15 protein-coding genes are annotated in these 15,584 nt (G+C 65.7%); 8 read left to right on the top strand and 7 right to left on the bottom strand.

Features of this window, described 5'->3' with window-relative positions; translation table 11 throughout:
* Positions 1–166: 166 nt before the first annotated feature.
* The gene (locus tag IEG05_RS18925; protein WP_041013293.1) at positions 167–1,396 is read left to right on the top strand and encodes a dicarboxylate/amino acid:cation symporter; all 1,230 of its coding nucleotides are present in this window, start codon (positions 167–169) and stop codon (positions 1,394–1,396) included.
* A 19-nt stretch (positions 1,397–1,415) separates the two neighbouring features.
* On the opposite strand, the gene IEG05_RS18920 is transcribed toward IEG05_RS18925, so the two are convergent.
* Positions 1,416–1,628, bottom strand: a complete 213-nt coding sequence (locus tag IEG05_RS18920; protein ID WP_003300856.1) for a DUF3079 domain-containing protein — start codon at positions 1,626–1,628, stop codon at positions 1,416–1,418.
* A gap of 188 nt (positions 1,629–1,816) precedes the next feature.
* Here IEG05_RS18920 and IEG05_RS18915 point away from each other — a divergent pair, with 188 nt between their 5' ends.
* Positions 1,817–3,757, top strand: a complete 1,941-nt coding sequence (locus IEG05_RS18915) for a DNA topoisomerase III (protein ID WP_046620732.1) — start codon at positions 1,817–1,819, stop codon at positions 3,755–3,757.
* Positions 3,758–3,865: 108 nt separating this feature from the next.
* Here IEG05_RS18915 and IEG05_RS18910 read toward each other — a convergent pair whose 3' ends face one another.
* Positions 3,866–4,342: a GreA/GreB family elongation factor gene (locus IEG05_RS18910; protein ID WP_046620730.1), complete on the bottom strand. Its 477-nt coding sequence runs from the start codon at positions 4,340–4,342 to the stop codon at positions 3,866–3,868.
* A complete protein-coding gene (locus IEG05_RS18905) occupies positions 4,339–5,295 on the bottom strand; it encodes an alpha/beta hydrolase family protein (protein WP_046620728.1) in 957 nt (318 codons plus the stop codon). The genes IEG05_RS18910 and IEG05_RS18905 overlap by 4 nt, the downstream gene beginning before the upstream one ends.
* A gap of 229 nt (positions 5,296–5,524) precedes the next feature.
* Here IEG05_RS18905 and IEG05_RS18900 point away from each other — a divergent pair, with 229 nt between their 5' ends.
* From IEG05_RS18900 to IEG05_RS18890, 3 genes are all read left to right on the top strand, one after another.
* Complete coding sequence (locus IEG05_RS18900; protein ID WP_046620727.1) at positions 5,525–7,372, top strand: SLC13 family permease; 1,848 nt, start codon at positions 5,525–5,527, stop codon at positions 7,370–7,372.
* Between the two features lie 147 nt (positions 7,373–7,519).
* Complete coding sequence (locus IEG05_RS18895) at positions 7,520–8,746, top strand: MFS transporter (protein WP_046620726.1); 1,227 nt, start codon at positions 7,520–7,522, stop codon at positions 8,744–8,746.
* A gap of 131 nt (positions 8,747–8,877) precedes the next feature.
* Complete coding sequence (locus IEG05_RS18890) at positions 8,878–9,825, top strand: alpha/beta hydrolase (protein ID WP_046620725.1); 948 nt, start codon at positions 8,878–8,880, stop codon at positions 9,823–9,825.
* A gap of 6 nt (positions 9,826–9,831) precedes the next feature.
* On the opposite strand, the gene IEG05_RS18885 is transcribed toward IEG05_RS18890, so the two are convergent.
* Positions 9,832–10,845, bottom strand: a complete 1,014-nt coding sequence (locus tag IEG05_RS18885) for an alpha/beta fold hydrolase (protein ID WP_041013283.1) — start codon at positions 10,843–10,845, stop codon at positions 9,832–9,834.
* 119 nt (positions 10,846–10,964) lie between these two features.
* Positions 10,965–12,584, bottom strand: coding sequence for a methyl-accepting chemotaxis protein (locus IEG05_RS18880; protein ID WP_046620724.1), 1,620 nt, complete (start codon positions 12,582–12,584; stop codon positions 10,965–10,967).
* Positions 12,585–13,055: 471 nt separating this feature from the next.
* Between IEG05_RS18880 and IEG05_RS23385 the strand changes: the two genes are divergently transcribed.
* Positions 13,056–13,211 (top strand): hypothetical protein, encoded by a 156-nt coding sequence (locus tag IEG05_RS23385; protein WP_224742901.1) that lies wholly within the window; start codon positions 13,056–13,058, stop codon positions 13,209–13,211.
* 12 nt (positions 13,212–13,223) lie between these two features.
* Positions 13,224–13,406 (top strand): DUF6746 family protein, encoded by a 183-nt coding sequence (locus tag IEG05_RS23380; RefSeq protein WP_224742900.1) that lies wholly within the window; start codon positions 13,224–13,226, stop codon positions 13,404–13,406.
* A 9-nt stretch (positions 13,407–13,415) separates the two neighbouring features.
* Here the strand turns inward: IEG05_RS23380 and IEG05_RS18870 are convergent, their stop codons facing one another.
* A complete protein-coding gene (locus IEG05_RS18870; RefSeq protein ID WP_041013280.1) occupies positions 13,416–13,841 on the bottom strand; it encodes a 3-isopropylmalate dehydratase in 426 nt (141 codons plus the stop codon).
* Positions 13,842–13,953: 112 nt separating this feature from the next.
* Here IEG05_RS18870 and IEG05_RS18865 point away from each other — a divergent pair, with 112 nt between their 5' ends.
* Positions 13,954–14,805, top strand: coding sequence for an AraC family transcriptional regulator (locus tag IEG05_RS18865; RefSeq protein ID WP_046620722.1), 852 nt, complete (start codon positions 13,954–13,956; stop codon positions 14,803–14,805).
* Here the strand turns inward: IEG05_RS18865 and IEG05_RS18860 are convergent.
* The gene (locus IEG05_RS18860) at positions 14,791–15,378 is read right to left on the bottom strand and encodes a LysE family translocator (protein WP_046620720.1); all 588 of its coding nucleotides are present in this window, start codon (positions 15,376–15,378) and stop codon (positions 14,791–14,793) included. The two genes, IEG05_RS18865 and IEG05_RS18860, sit on opposite strands and share 15 nt — an antisense overlap.
* Between the last annotated feature and the right edge of the window lie 206 nt (positions 15,379–15,584).

Here is a 15,584-nt window from a genome sequence, read left to right as displayed (position 1 = left end):
ATGAAAACCCAGCTGCGTGGCTTTTGTCAGCGGCCGGCCGACGCCAGGTCATTGGCACGTCGGTTGCGTTGCGTCTGTATGATTGCGCCCCGCGCGATGCGAACTTTTGCCGCAGCGTTCATTCTTTTGCTTAGCGCCACCGCTACCGATCCGAGGAGCCACCCCTTTGCCCAGTCTCAACCTGCAGATTCTTGTCGCGGCCTGCCTGGGTGTCGCCATCGGCTGGCTGACCGGCACACTGCCGACCGACGCGCCCGTACGCGAGGGCGTGCTCTATGCAAGCACCCTGGCCGGGAGCATCTTCATCGGCCTGCTGAAGATGGTGCTGATCCCGCTGATCTTCACCTCCATCGTGGTCGGCGTGGCCAATCTGCAGGCGCACCATCAGGTGCACCGGGTGTGGGGCGGCGCGCTGGTCTACTTCACCCTCACCACCAGTGCGGCGATGCTGGTGGCGCTGGTCGCGGCGAACATCTTCAAGCCGGGCGCGGGGCTGTCGCTGGACCTGTTCGCCGAGGCGATGAACGACTTCGAGGCGCGTCAGCTGACGCTGCCGGAGTTCTTCCTGCACTTCTTCGCCAACTTGTTCCAGAACCCCTTCGCCGCACTGGCTAACGGCAGCATCCTGGCCGTCGTGGTGTTCGCCATGTTCATCGGCATCGCCCTGGTGGCCGGCGGCGACCGCTACCGCAATATACTCGTGGTGCTGCAGGAATTTCTCGAGCTGATGATGCGGATCATCGGCTGGATCATGCGCCTGGCGCCGCTGGGCATCCTCGCGCTGCTGATCAAGCTGGTGGCCGAGCAGGATGTCGCGCTGCTCAGTGCGGTGGGCGGCTTCATCGTGCTGGTGTTCGCCACCACGCTGTTCCACGGCATCGTGGTGTTGCCCGGCATTCTCTTTCTCACGACCGGCAAATCGCCGCTGTGGTTTTTCCGCGGCACCCGCGAGGCGCTGATCACGGCGTTTGCCACCAGCTCCAGCGCGGCGACATTGCCGATCTCCCTGCGCTGCGCGGAGGACAACCTCAAGGTGCGCCCGGGCATCGCCGGCTTCGTGCTGCCGCTGGGCGCGACCATGAACATGGACGGCACCGCACTCTACGAAGCGGCCGCCGCGCTGTTCGTCGCCAACCTGATGGGCATCGAGCTGAGCCTGGCGCAGCAGGCGGTGGTGTTCTTCACGGCGATGATCGCGTCCACAGGCGCGCCGGGGATTCCCAGCGCCGGCATGGTGACCATGGTGATGGTGTTGCAGGCGGTCGGCCTGCCGGCCGAGGCGGTGGCGATTCTGCTGCCGATCGACCGCTTGCTGGATACCGTACGCACGGCGGTCAACGTCGAGGGCGACATCATTGGCAGTGTGGTGGTGCAGCGTTTCGCCGACCGCGCCTAGCGCAGGACTCCGCGCAACATCAGCTCGACGACTCCTTGCGGGTCTTGGCGATCAGCTCCGGGTCGATACCCCAGCATTCATCCAGATACCAGTCCTCACCGAACATTTCCGCTGGATGCTGGGTGCGGCCCGCGCCGTTGCCACAGGCCATCGAAGTGGCCGGGCAATAGCGGTCGCAGCCCCAGCACACACGTTCGGGGTGGGAAGGTTCGAGGGGAAATTTCTTGGCCATTGCGCGTGCCTTTTCTGGCGTTGTTGCAGTGACCACAGGCTAAGCCTCCTCGCCGTCGCCAGACTTGATCATGCTCAAGAACGACCGGTATCGGCGCACAACAACTGTATGCACATACAGATAAAGATTGCCTGAAGCGCCGTTTGTGCACATGCTTCGCGCCATCGACCGCTGCCGTCACAGCCTCCATGCAACTCTATCTCTGCGAAAAACCTTCCCAGGCCCGGGACATTGCCAAGGTGCTCGGCGCCAACCGGCGTGGCGACGGTTGCCTGCAGGGCGCCGGGGTGACGGTGACCTGGTGCATCGGCCATCTGCTGGAAACCGCCCCGCCGGACGCCTACGACCCGCGCTACAAGCGCTGGGTTCTGGCGGACCTGCCGATCGTGCCGGAACGCTGGAAGATGCTGGTCAAGCCGAAGACCGCCAGCCAGTTCAAGGCGGTCAAGCGCCTGCTCGGCGAATGCAGCGAACTGGTGATCGCCACCGACGCCGACCGCGAAGGCGAGATGATCGCCCGCGAGCTGGTCGAACACTGCCGCTATCGCGGGCCAATCCGCCGGTTATGGCTGTCGGCGCTGGACGACGCCTCGATCCGCAAGGCGCTGGCCGCGCTCAAGCCCGGCGCCGAGACTTTCAATCTCTACCATGCCGCCCTCGGCCGCTCGCGTGCCGACTGGCTGATCGGCATGAACATGAGCCGGCTGTTCACCCTGCTCGGCCGCCAGTCCGGCTACCAGGGCGTGCTGCCGGTCGGCCGCGTGCAGACGCCAACGCTGCGCCTGGTAGTGGACCGCGACCGCAGCATCGCCGACTTCATCCCGGTGCCATTCTGGGCCATCGATGTGCAGCTGCTCGCCGATGGCACTGCGTTCACCGCGCAAGGGCAGGCGCCGGACGACCATTGCGATGACCAGGGCCGCTGCCTCGATCAGGCTCGTGCGCAGCAGGCTGCGGACGCCATGCGCAACGCCGCCAGCGCCCGTCTGCTGAAGCTCAAGACCGAGCGTCAGCGCGAGGCCGCGCCCTTGCCGTTCGATCTCGGCACGTTGCAGGAAGTCTGCTCAAAGAAGCTCAGCCTCGGTGCCCAGGAAACCCTCGACATCGCCCAGGCGCTGTACGAAACCCACAAGCTGATCACCTACCCACGCAGCGATTGCGGCTACCTGCCGCTGAGCCAGCACGGCGAGGCGCGGGCCATCGTCGCTGCGCTGACTCAAGCCGACCCGACGCTCGCGGCGCTGCAGCCGCATCTGGACCTGTCGCGCCGCTCGCGGGCCTGGAACGATGCCAAGGTCGGCGCCCACCACGGCATCATCCCCACCGCCGCGGCGCGAGGTCTGGAACGCCTGGCCGGGCGCCCGCGCGCGGTGTATGAGTTGATCCGCGCGCGCTACCTGGCGCAGTTCCTGCCCAACCACGAGTACGACCGCACCCAGGCCGACTTCGACTGCGCCGGCCAGGCGCTGCGGGCGGTGGGCAAGCGCATCGTCGAACCGGGCTGGAAGCGCGCCATGCCCGAAGCGCTGGCGCCGGCACGGGGCAATCGCGAAGCTCCCGCGCCGCAGAGCCTTCCGGCATTGCAACAGGGCCAGGACTACGCGGTGGGCGAGATCACGCTCAAGGACCAGCAGACCCAGCCGCCGAAGCCCTTTACCGAAGGCGACCTGATCAAGGCGATGAAGAACGTCGCCAAGCTGGTGGACGATCCGCGACTGAAACAGAAACTCAAGGACACCACCGGCATCGGCACCGAAGCGACCCGCGCGGGCATCATCCAGGGACTGCTCGACCGCGGCTATCTGGTTCGCCAGGGCAAGGCGCTGGCGGCGACGCCGGCGGCGTTCAGCCTGATCGACGCCGTGCCGCGGCCGATCGCCGATCCCGGGACCACGGCGATCTGGGAGCAGGCGCTGGACATGGTGCAGAGCGGCGAGATGCCGCTGGAAGAATTCGTCGCCAAACAGTCGGCGTGGATGAGCAAGCTGGTCGAACGTTGCGCCGGTCTGCGCATGACCATCAGCGGCCCGCCGATGGCCGCCGGCCGCGGCGGAAAACCATGGAAGAAGAAACGCAGCGCCGCACCACGCAAACCGGCTCGCCGACGCAAGCCGGCAACCGCAGACTGAGCCACAGCTCGGGGGTGGTTACGTTTCCAGACTCGGTAGGCGCAGCGTGGGAGCGCTCTTGACCGCGAATCGCGCCTACCCCAGACCAGCCCGAAACAAGCAGCTGCCCTAGTGAATCTCCAGCACCTCGTAGCACTGCGGCTGGCCGTTGACCCGCAGCTCCACTTCGTCACCGATCCTGCGCCCCAGCAGCCCGTGCCCCAACGGCGAACGCGGCGAGATCACCAGAATCTCCCGGCCTTCATGCTGCAGTTTCAGCCCCGCGGCATCCGGGCCCAGGAAGAACCAGCGTTCGACGCCATCGTGCTCCAGGCAAAGCAGCGCTCCGACCCGCACGTACTCGTCCGAGCCGATGGTCGGATGCAGGTTGCGGTAGGCGGCCAGCGCTGTCTCGATCTCGTGCAGACGTCGTCTTTGCCCGTCGGCGAGGTAGGCCGCTTCCAGGCCACGGGTGTCGTACTTGTTCTCGGCCTTGCTCTCGGCATGGGTGGCGGCCTCATGGGTCGCGGCCAGCACGGCCTTGGCGACTTCACGGTCGGCTTCGAGGGTAGCGATGATCTGCTGCTGAAGGGCGGTCTTATTCATGGGCCAGGCTTATAGCCCGACGGCGCGCCGAAGGGAATGGCGCCGTCACTCTCCGGCCCCACGCCGGGCTCGATAACCTCGTCGGCCAGCCAGGGATTGCGGCCCTCGGCGATCCATTCCAGCGACTCGCGCCAGAAGCCGTTGCGGTGCCGGTCGTGGAACAGGCCGAAATGGCCGATGCGCTCGAAGCCCAGCGCACGCGGGTTGAGCTGAACCAACTGGCGCGGGCTATTGCGAAAGTAGCCCAGCCCGCGACGCATGGCGGCCGGCGTGGCGAACTCGTCGTCGCTGGTGCTGACCGCGAGGATCGGCGCGCGAATCGCGGCGAAGCGGCTAAACAGCAGTTCGTGTTCGTCAGGCGGGTAGCTGTCTTCCAGGCGCGCGCCGCGCCGGGACCATTCCAGCGCGACGCCCGCCGGCAGATCTTCCAGCCAGCCGAAGCGCCGGCCGGGAAAATAGCCAGCCAGCCGGGTAACCGCGGGCATGAACAGGTGCCATTTGGCGTACATACGCAGGCGCTGATCAGCGGCGTAGTCGCGCCAGTAGGCAAACTGCCCCGCTACGTTCAGATATCGATCCACCTCGCTGGCAGCTTCGGCAAAGCCCGGCATAAAGCCACCGGCGCTATGCCCCACTGCAACCAGCAGCCCGTGCGGATCACGCTCACGCATATAGCGCACCGCGGCATCGAAGTCGTATTCACCCCAGTCGCGCCAACGCATCCGCATGTCGCGCAGGCACTGCGGTCGTGAGCCACCGATGCCGCGAAAGTCGTAGGTAAGTGCAGTAAAACCGTGCTCAGTGAGAAAGCTCGCGTAGCGTGCGTAATAGCGCGACAGCACCCCGGTGGCGCAGCTGATGATCACCGCGCCGCGCTCGGCGCCTGCCGGCCGCCACAGCTGCGCGGCGAGGGTGAAACCATCGGTGCAGTGCAGGGCAACGGACTCGGGCATGGCAAGGACCTTTCGAATTGTTGTGCCGCCACCTTGCCCCGCAGCGCACATTTTTGCCATATCCTGCCGGCACCTTTGCGCAGCGACCGCAGTCTGTTTATGACAGCCGCATTACCCCTGCAGCCAGGTGGCCTGCAGCGCAATACCTCATCCTGGTTTCCACTGGCATTACCGCCCCGAACCAAGGCGCCGACGCGCTGCGGGTTCCTGGCGGCTTGGAGAAAAGTTCATGACCGGCGAACAGCTGATCGTCTTTGGCGTACTGGCGGCAACGCTGGTGCTGTTCGTCTGGAATCGCTGGCGCTACGACCTGGTCGCCCTCGGCGCGCTGCTCGCCTGCGCACTGACCGGCGTCGTGCCGGCGGACGAGGTGTTCTCCGGCATCGGCCATCCCGCCGTGATCTCGGTGGCCGCGGTGCTGGTCCTCAGCCGCGGCCTGCTCAACGCCGGCGTGGTGGATTCCGTAGCACGGCGGCTGATGCAGGTCGGCGAACGCCCATGGGCGCAGGTCGCCGCACTGACCGGAATCGTCGCGCTCAGCTCGGGCTTCATGAACAACGTCGGCGCGCTGGCGCTGTTCATGCCGGTGGCGATCTGGATGTCGCGCCAGAGTGGCCGGTCGCCGTCCTACCTGCTGATGCCGCTGGCGTTCGGTTCGCTGCTTGGTGGCACCCTGACGCTGATCGGCACCCCGCCCAACCTGATCATCGCTGGCTATCGCGCCGAGGCTGGCGAGGCACCGTTCGGCATGTTCGCCTTTCTCCCGGTGGGCGCTGCGGTGACCGTCGCCGGCGTGCTGTTCATAGCGCTGCTTGGCTGGCGGCTGGTGCCGCGGCGGCAGGAGCAGGAAGGCAACGGCGATCTGTTCGAGATCAGCACCTACCTCACCGAAGTGCGAGTGCCGGAAAGCTGCAAGTACGCAGGGCGCACCCTGCACGCGCTGATCAATGCAGTGAAGGACGAAGCCGATGTGCAGGTGATCGCCCTGGTGCGCGGTGACGAGCGCCAGCGCATGCCGTCCACCTACGAGGTGCTGCGCGAGGGCGACATCCTGCTGGTGGAAGCGGATTCGGACAGTCTCAAGGCGCTGCTCGACGTCACCGGCGTCGAGCTGGCGGCCAATGTTGACGAGCAGGAGGACAAGGCACAGAACGAGCAGAAGGCCGCCGAACAGGCGCTCGAAGACGAGAGGACCGAAAAGAATCACAAGAGCCGGCACGGCGAGCTGGCCCTGGCCGAAGCCATCATCTCCCCCGGCTCGATACTGGTGGGCACGACCGCCAGCGGCCTCGACCTGCGCGAACGTCACGGCGTCAACGTGCTGGCCGTCGCCCGCCAGGGGCAGCGCCTGCGCCAACGGCTCGGCAAGATCCGCTTCGCCACGGGCGACATCCTGCTGCTGCAGGCCCGCGAGGATGCCCTGCAGTCGAGCCTGAACAGCTTGGGCTGCCTTCCGCTGGCGTCCCGCGGGCTGAGCATCACCACCCCGCGCAACGTGCTGCTGGCCAGCGCCATCTTCGCCATCACCCTGGCAATTATCGCCATCGGCCTGGTGCCGGCCGCTACCGCGCTGGTCACCGGCGCGCTGGTGATGATCCTGGTCGGGTTGATTCCCATGGGCCGCATCTACGACAGCATCGATATGTCGGTCATCGTGCTGGTCGCGGCCATGCTGCCGGTCGGCCAGGCGCTGGAAACCAGCGGGGGCTCGCAGCTGATCGCCGACGCCCTGCTGTCGGTTGGCCATTCACTGCCACCTGCAGCGACGCTGGCGCTGCTGATGGTGGCAGTGATGCTGATCTCCAACGTGGTCAACAATGCGGCCGCCGCGGTCCTCGCTGCCCCGGTGGCGATCAGCCTGGCACGCGGCATGGATGCGTCAGTCGATCCGTTCCTGATGGCGGTCGCGATCGGTGCGTCCTGTGCTTTCCTCACGCCCATCGGGCATCAGTCCAACACGCTGGTGATGGCGCCGGGTGGCTACCGCTTCGGTGACTACTGGCGGCTGGGCCTGCCGCTGTCGATTCTGGTGGTGCTCTGCGCCGTGCCGGCGATCCTCTGGATCTGGCCGCTATGAACACATGCCTTTCCGCCCGCGCCGGGCGAACTCCGGCGCGCCGACGCACTCCCAAACACCCAGTGCATCTCCTTCTTTGGCGGTAGGGCTTTACCTGCGCGAACCAGCGTGAATAATGCCGCCCCTTTTCGACGCAACGAGGTAACCATGACGGCGCCAGCCACCGCAGCGACTCCGCCCCTTTCCGCCCGCGCCGTGCTGCTGCTCGAGCTGGCGCTGGCCATGGGTGGCTTCGCCATCGGCACCGGTGAGTTCGCCATCATGGGCCTGATGCCGAACGTGGCCGAGGGGCTGGGTATCAGCGAACCCCAGGTCGGCAACGTGATCAGCACCTACGCCCTGGGCGTGGTGGTGGGCGCACCGTTACTGGCGATCCTCGGCTCACGGCTGTTCCGCCGGCACCTGCTGTTGCTGCTGATGGGTTTCTTCGCCTTGGGCAACTTCGCCAGCGCCCTGGCGCCGGATTACTCGACGCTGATGATCTTCCGCTTCATCACCGGCCTGCCGCACGGGGCCTATTTCGGCGTGGCAATGCTGGTGGCAGCTTCCATGGTGCCGCCGGACAAACGCGCCCAGGCCGTCGCCCGCGTGCTGATGGGGCTGACCGTGGCGATCCTGATCGGCAACCCGCTGGCCACCTGGCTCGGGCAATGGGCGAGCTGGCGCTATGCGTTCGCCCTGGTCGGTGCCATCGCCCTGCTGACGGTGCTGCTGGTGGCGCTGTTCCTGCCGCCGAACCGCAACGAACCGCGCAACAGCCCGCTGCACGAAATCCGCGCCTTCAATCGGCCACAGGTCTGGCTGGCGCTGGCGATCAGCTCGATCGGCTTCGCCGGCATGTTCTGTGTGTTCAGCTACATGGCGCCGACGTTGCTGAACGTCACCGGCGTTAGCGCCGGCTGGATTCCGTTTGCCCTCGCCGCGTTCGGCCTTGGCGGCATCGTCGGCAATCTGGTCGGCGGCTGGCTGTTCGATCGGCTGCGCTTCAAGGCGGTTGCCTGGCTCTTGCTGTGGAGCGCGCTGGTGCTGCTGGTATTCCCGCTGGCAGCGCACTCGGTGTGGACGATCTTTCCGGCGGTGTTTGCGGTGGGCACCATGGTCTCGCTGTCGCCCGCGCTGCAGACCCATCTGATGGATGTCGCCGCGGATGCGCAGACCCTCGCCGCCGCCTCCAACCATGCCGCCTTCAACATCGCCAACGCCCTTGGGCCATGGCTGGGCGGGCTGGCGATCACCGCCGGTTTCGGCTGGACATCCACCGGCTATATCGGCGCCGCCACCGCCGTTGGCGGTCTGCTGGTGTTCGCCTGGGCATGGAAGATCGAGCGCGCGGTGCAGGACGCCGACGCCGAGCAGGCGACCTGCTGCTCCTGAGGCCATAGCCGGCCGTCCGCTCGTGACGACAATCGCGCGCAACATGCAGTAATCAGTGAAGCGATGGCCCGCCTTGCAGATCATTCGGCAAGCGGGTCCTATCTACGATTCCTGATTTCGAGACCCTGACCTTGCAGCATTTCTTCCTGTTCCGCAGCAAAGCCCGGCGGCTCTGCCTGCTGCTGATTACCCTGTTCGCCGTCGGTCTTCCGGTCGGCTGTTCGGTGCTCGAACAGAAAGAGCGCGAGCTGGTGTTCCGTATCGAACCGGGCACCGCGTCCTGGTTCAGCGGCCTGCCGCATGGCGTCGAGGAGCTGCAGCTGACCGACTCCGCGTTCGGTGACGAGCAGAACATTCATGCCTGGTGGTGGCCGGCCGCCAACGCCGATGCGCCCGCCCTGCTCTACCTGCACGGCGTGCGCTGGAACCTCACCGGCCACCTTTTTCGTCTGGAACAGCTGCGCGCGCTGGGCTTCTCGGTGCTGGCCATCGACTACCGCGGCTTCGGCCAGAGCCTTGGCGACCTGCCGTCGGAACGCAGCGTCTATGCCGACGCGCGCATCGGCTGGGAGCGCCTGAAGACGCTGCAGCCGGACGCCGGCAAGCGCTTCATCTACGGGCATTCCCTCGGCGGCGCGGTGGCTGTCGACCTGGCAGCCGAACTCGGGCAGCAGGCCGAGCGCGACAGCGTACCGGCCGAGGCGCGCGCGCTGATCATCGAGTCGACCTTCACCTCGCTGGCCGACGTGGCGACAGCCGTGTCCGACACCACGCTGCCGGTGCGCTGGCTGCTGTCGCAGAAGTTCGATTCGCTGGAGAAGATCGACCAGATCGGCATGCCACTGCTGGTGGTGCACGGCACTGATGACCGCTATGTGCCGCCGCGCTTCAGCGAGCAGCTGTATCTGGCTGCGCGCCAACCCAAGCAATTGCTGCTGGTCGAGGGCGCCACCCACAACAACAGCCTGCGCGTGGCGCTCGGTGCCTATGGCCGTGCGCTGCAGGCGCTGCTGGAATCGGGCGGGCAACGCCTGGGTGCCGCGCAGCCGCCCCCGGTCAAAGCAGCGGAGCGCGGCTGACACGTATTAGCGCTGCGCCTCCAGCCTCTCGAGCAACGCACGGTGGAATTCTTCTGGTGCCTCGACCTGCGGTGAATGCCCAAGATCAGGGAAGGCCACCAGCGTCGCATCCGGAATCATCGCGGCAGCCTGGCGACCCAGCTCGGGATAGTTGCCCAGGCGCTTGGCGACATCCTCCGGCGCACGGTTGGCGCCCGGCGCGGTGCGATCCAGCCCGCCGATCAGCAGCAAGGTCGGCGTCCTGATCCGCGAAAACTCATGGATCACCGGCTGGGTAAAAACCATCTCCGAGGTCTGTGCCTGGTTCCAGGCGACCTGTTCCTTGCCGTCCCCGGCATACATTCCGGCGAGCATGCCGACCCAACGCTCGTACTCCGGCTTCCAGCTGCCGTTGTAGTAGAACTTCTGCTGGTAGGCCTTGATGCTGTCGAAGTTGGTTTTGAGTTCCGACTGATAGAGCTGATCGATCGAGGCGTACGGCACGCCTTCAGCCTGCCAGTCTTCCAGACCGATGGGGTTGACCAGCACCAGCTGCTCGACCCGCTGTGGGTAGTTCAGCGCCAGTCGCGCGGCCAGCATGCCGCCCATGGAATGGCCGATCACGGTAACCTGCTCGATGTCTTCCTGCTCCAGCAGCGCCTGGGTGTTGTGCGCCAACTGGGCGAAGCTGAACTGGTAACCCTCGGGCTTGCTCGAGCTGCAGAAACCGACCTGATCGGGAGCGATGACCCGGTAACCGGCCTGGCTGAGCACCTCGATGGTGCGCTCCCAGGTCGCCCCGCAGAAGTTCTTGCCATGCAGCAACAGCGCCGTGCGGCCGTTCGCCTTGCCCTGCGGCTCGACGTCCATGAAGGCCATTTCCAGCGCCTTGCCCTGGGACTCGAAACGGTAATGCTTGAGCGGGTGCGGATAGCTGAAGCCTTCCAGCTGCGGGCCGTAGGCGGTTCGGCTTTCGGCCAGCAGCGGCAGGCTCAGGGTTAGACCGGCGGCAAGCGCCAGGGCGGACACGGCTGTTTTCACGCGCGACTCCTGTTCGGTACGAATCGGGAAACTCCGTACATAGGAATGCATTCGTGCAGCCGGGTTCGCGGTCGGATTGCCACAATGCATGTCCCGACCGCGTCAGCCCATCTCTTCGCTTACAGACGGAAGCGCCCGACCAGCTGGTTGAGCTGCGTCGCCAGGCGCGCCAGCTCGTCGCTGGCCACCGAGGTCTGCTGCGCGCCGGTGGCGCTCTGCTCTGAGATGTCGCGGATGGCCAGCAGGTTGCGATCCACCTCCCGCGCGACCTGTGCCTGCTCCTCGGCGGCGCTGGCAATCACCAGGTTCATCTCGTTGATCTGCCCGACACGCTCGGCGATCAGCCCCAGTGCCTGATCCGCTTCGCCGGCCATGGTCTGGCTGCGCGTAGCGAATTCACTGCTCTGCTGCATGTCGCGCACCGATTGCTCGGTAGCGCTCTGGATCGCGCCGATCATGCGTTCAATCTCCTGGGTCGAGCTCTGCGTGCGCTGCGCGAGGTTACGCACCTCGTCGGCGACCACCGCGAATCCACGTCCAGCCTCGCCGGCCCGCGCGGCCTCGATGGCGGCGTTGAGCGCGAGCAGATTGGTCTGGTCGGCGATCGCGCGAATCACATCCACCACCTGCCCGATGCTCGCAGCCTCTTGGGCCAGGTGGGTCACGGTGGCCGCGGTCTGCTGCAGCTTGTCGCTCAGCTGGTCGATGGTCTGCCGCGTGGCAGTCACCTGGCGGCGGCCGTCGTCGGCGACCGTCTCGGCATCGCGCGAAGCATCGGAGGTGCGGTTGGCGTTGCCGGCCACTTCGTCCACCGCGGCGGACATCTCGGTGACCGCGGTGGCGGCCATCTGCACTTCCTCGTTCTGCTGATGGATGCCTTGGGCGGTGTGCTGGGTGACCGCGTGCAGCTCCTCGGCAGCCGACGCCAGCTGGGTCGCCGAGCCCTGGATGTCCTGCAGCGTATCGCGCAGGGTGCGCTGCATCTGACGGATCGACTGCTGCACCTCGGTGATTTCGTCCTTGCCGCGACACTCGATGGTGCGACTCAAATCACCCGCAGCCACTGCGGCCGCGGCCTGCTTCAACTCCTCCAGCGGCCGGCTGATGCTGCGCAGCATCACCATGGCGAACAGGCCGCCGCCCACCAGCAGCGCCAGCAACAGGCCGATGTTCAGCAGGCGGTTGCGCTGATAGAGCGCCTGCGCCTGTTCGTACTCGGCCTTGGCCTCGCCCAGTTGCAGCTCGATCAGCTGGGAGAAGCCCTCGGAGATGGGATCGACCAGCGGATACAGGTCGTTGATGACGAACGCCGCCAGACGTTTCTCGCTGTGCCGGTCCAGCGTGCGCTCGAGGGCGTCGAAGGGTTTCTCCGTGGCCTTCATCAGCGTCTCGATCCGCGAGGCAAGCTGCCGCTCGGCATCGACCAAGTGGGTGTTCAGGTATGCCAGCCAGAGCCGGTTGATCTCGGCGCGGGCGTTGCGCACCTCGTCACGCGCCTGCGGATAGCTGAGCATGCCGCTGCGGGCCTTGTGCGTCGCATCGACGATCTTCACCGCGTACAGGTCGGAGATCAGCTTGAGGTCACGCAGCGGCACGACGCGGTCCAGGTACACGGTGTTGAGCCCGGCCACGCTGCGCTGCTGGGCATTGAGCCCGGTCAGCCCGATCACCAGGCAGGCCGCAAGCATGGCCCCGACCAGAATCAGCAGGCGGGCACGGATTGTCAGTTGCTGCATCATTCGTTCTTTTCCACATGGCGTGCCGTTCGTGAGGAGCGGCAAATTGGCAAAAGTGAGGCATAACAGTCGAACCGGCGCGTCGGGCGTGGGACGTGCCGAGTGGTCCTGTTGCAGGACGCGAATCGCGGAAGAGGAAGCGGGAGCGTGATCTTGTTGTTGGGTCTACAGACGCCTGCCGAGCACAGGCGGAATGCCAGCACGCGAGATCATATCGGCCAAGCATGGTCGCCCTTTAATGAAAAATCATCGCAAAGTGCGTGCCAGAGCGGTCGGGCAGTTCAACTCAGCAGCGGCTGCGACTTTGCAGGAGCGCAGTGATGAGGTCTGCACCGCCGATGAATTTCCCGGACCAGCCCTGCCGTGCGACGCGGCATGCGACTAATGGCGCAGCGCAGACTGTGCGCTACTACACAGCGTCACTACCCGCAGGTGATACCTTCGCGCCCGACCAAATTCAGCAAGGGACCTGTCGTGAAAACGCTTATCCGGACCGCCGCTCTGGCGCTGACCACCATCGTCGCCAACCATGCCTTCGCCGAGGCACCGCCACCTAGCAACTTGGCCGAGGCGGTGAAGCAATTCTCCGAATACAACACCCGCCTCGACCAGGCCCTGGCGCAGGAGTAGACACCGGAGAACATGGCGCAGATCCACGAACTGACCTACACGCTGAAAGCGGCGCCGGAGAAAATCGTCGAGGAAATGGACGGGCTGAACGATACCCTGGAGGAAATCCACATCGCCTCGGAAGCCGAGAGCGCCGACGAAGTCAGCAGCTACGGTGCTGACTATCTGAAGACTGCGCGGACGGTGATCAAGTAATTCGCCGCATCAGGGCTCGACCGGCACGATATCGAAGCCGATGCGGTTGTCGCTGATGACGCGATATTCCAGCGTCTGCCCCGCCTGCACCTGCGCCAGTTTCTCGCGGCGCAGGCTGAGCTTGCCACACAGCGTGTCGTCCAGCGGATCGGTGCCGATGCTGACGATCCGCGCACCGGCCGGCACCTGAAAACGTACAACCTCGCCGACGTGGATGCGCGCCGCCAGCTCACGATCGATCAGCACGGCGATGTAGCAGCCGCCGCCACGCAAGCCGAAATCCCGCGTCACCACCACCTCACCGGCGTTCTCCAGGGGCTGTTGGTAGGCCAGCACCCGCTCGGCCGGCACCGGTTCGATGTCCTCGGCATCGGGCTGCCAGGATGAACAGCCAGCCAGCGACAGCAGTGCAGTGAAAGCGAGGGTCAGACGCATGGAAACTCCTTGGCCGGGACTGAAATGGCGAACCTGGTCGTCGAGCATGCCAGAGCGCCGAATGATTGCTAGAGTCTGACTACAGTTTCGTATCGATGACGGCAGGCACAACGTGAACAATCCGGACGACAGCCAGCCACACTTCTGGCGCGACGCCGCCCTGCCCTTCCTCGAGGCGCGGGCGGTCGCCGATGGGCGCAGGGTCTGCTACGCGCCGCACTGTCACGAGACCTTTTCCATCGGCGCGATCACCGCCGGCGCCAGCACCTACTTCAACGGCACGGCACGCCAGCGGATCGCCCGCGGCGCCGTGGTGATCATCAATCCGCAAACGGTGCATGCCTGCAACCCCATCGACGGCCAACCCTGGTCGTACCTGATGTTCTACGTCGACACGGGCTGGCTGGGCGCGCTGCAACATGAACTGGGCGTCAGCGCCGACGGCCGCTTCATTCCCTACACGCCGATCCAGAGCCTCGACCCGGCGTTGTTCACCGGGCTGACCAGGCTGTACGCCACCCTGCTCGACCCGCAGGCGGACACGCTGCAGCGGCAGAGCGCGGCGGTCGAGTACTTCACGCTGCTGCAGCAGACCCTTGCCCCGGCAGCCGCCAGCCCGGGCGCAGAGCCCGTCGAACAGCTGCGACGGGCGGCCGACTACATTGCCGAACACTGTACCCAGGCGCTGCGTCTGGAAGACATCTGCCAGGCAGCCGCGCTGTCGCCGTCCTATCTGATCCGCACCTTCAGGCAGCACTACGGCATGACCCCGCATGCCTATCTGCTCAACCGTCGCATCCAGCGCAGCCAGCACTGGCTGCGCCAGGGTCATGACCTCGCCGAGGTGGCGCTGGCCGCCGGTTTTGCGGACCAGGCGCACTTCCAGCGCACCTTCAAACGTCAGCTGGCGGCGACGCCCGGGCAGTACCGGGATCGCATCGCGCCGGGCTCAGCCCGCCACTAGATAGAACGCACTGCCTGCCAGCAACAGTGCCATCGTTCGATTGAGCCAGCGCACCCGCCCCGGCTCCTGCAGGTAGCGGCTGAGAAAGGCGCCAGCTCCGGCCCAGCAGGCAATCGAGCCATAACAGATGACGAAATACAGGCCGGCGAACAGCCAGACCCGCAGCACATCGCCATTCGCCGCGAACAGTCCCATGCCCGCCACTGACGCCAGCCAGGCCTTTGGATTGAGCCATTGCATCAGCGCGCCGTCGAGCAGCGACGGGCCATTGCCGGCCGCAGCGGGTTCCAGACGGCCATCATCGACTGCAAGCCTCCAGGCCATGTAGAGCAGGAAGGCGACCCCGCCCCACTGGATGCCACGCATCAGAATCGGCGCCCGCTCGAGCAGCTCGTAAAGCCCGAGGCCGATCAGCAGCAGCAACAGGGTGAAACCGACAGTTGCGCCGGTGATGTGCCGAGCACTGGCGCGAAAGCCGAAACGCGCGCCACAGTTGAGCGCGACCAGGTTGACCGGGCCAGGAGTGATCGACGAGGCCAGGGCGAACGCAGCCATCGAGAGATAGGGGTCCATGAGTACTCTGCTTACCAGTGGAAGATGGTGGGCAGGCTATGGGCCCGACAGGGCATGGTATTGAAGGAAATTGCCCTAGCAGGCCGTTGAAAAACTCGGCTTCAACTGCCCCAACCCGTCCGGTTTGGCGCTTTTTCAAGCGCTTTGGCCTAACGGAGTCCACACAAGGCCTGACTTCAGGCCTTTTTGACAGGTTTCAGCACCAC

The organism is Stutzerimonas kunmingensis, assembly GCF_014764705.1.
Lineage (GTDB): Bacteria > Pseudomonadota > Gammaproteobacteria > Pseudomonadales > Pseudomonadaceae > Stutzerimonas.
This window is presented reverse-complemented; position numbering and strand designations above follow the sequence as displayed.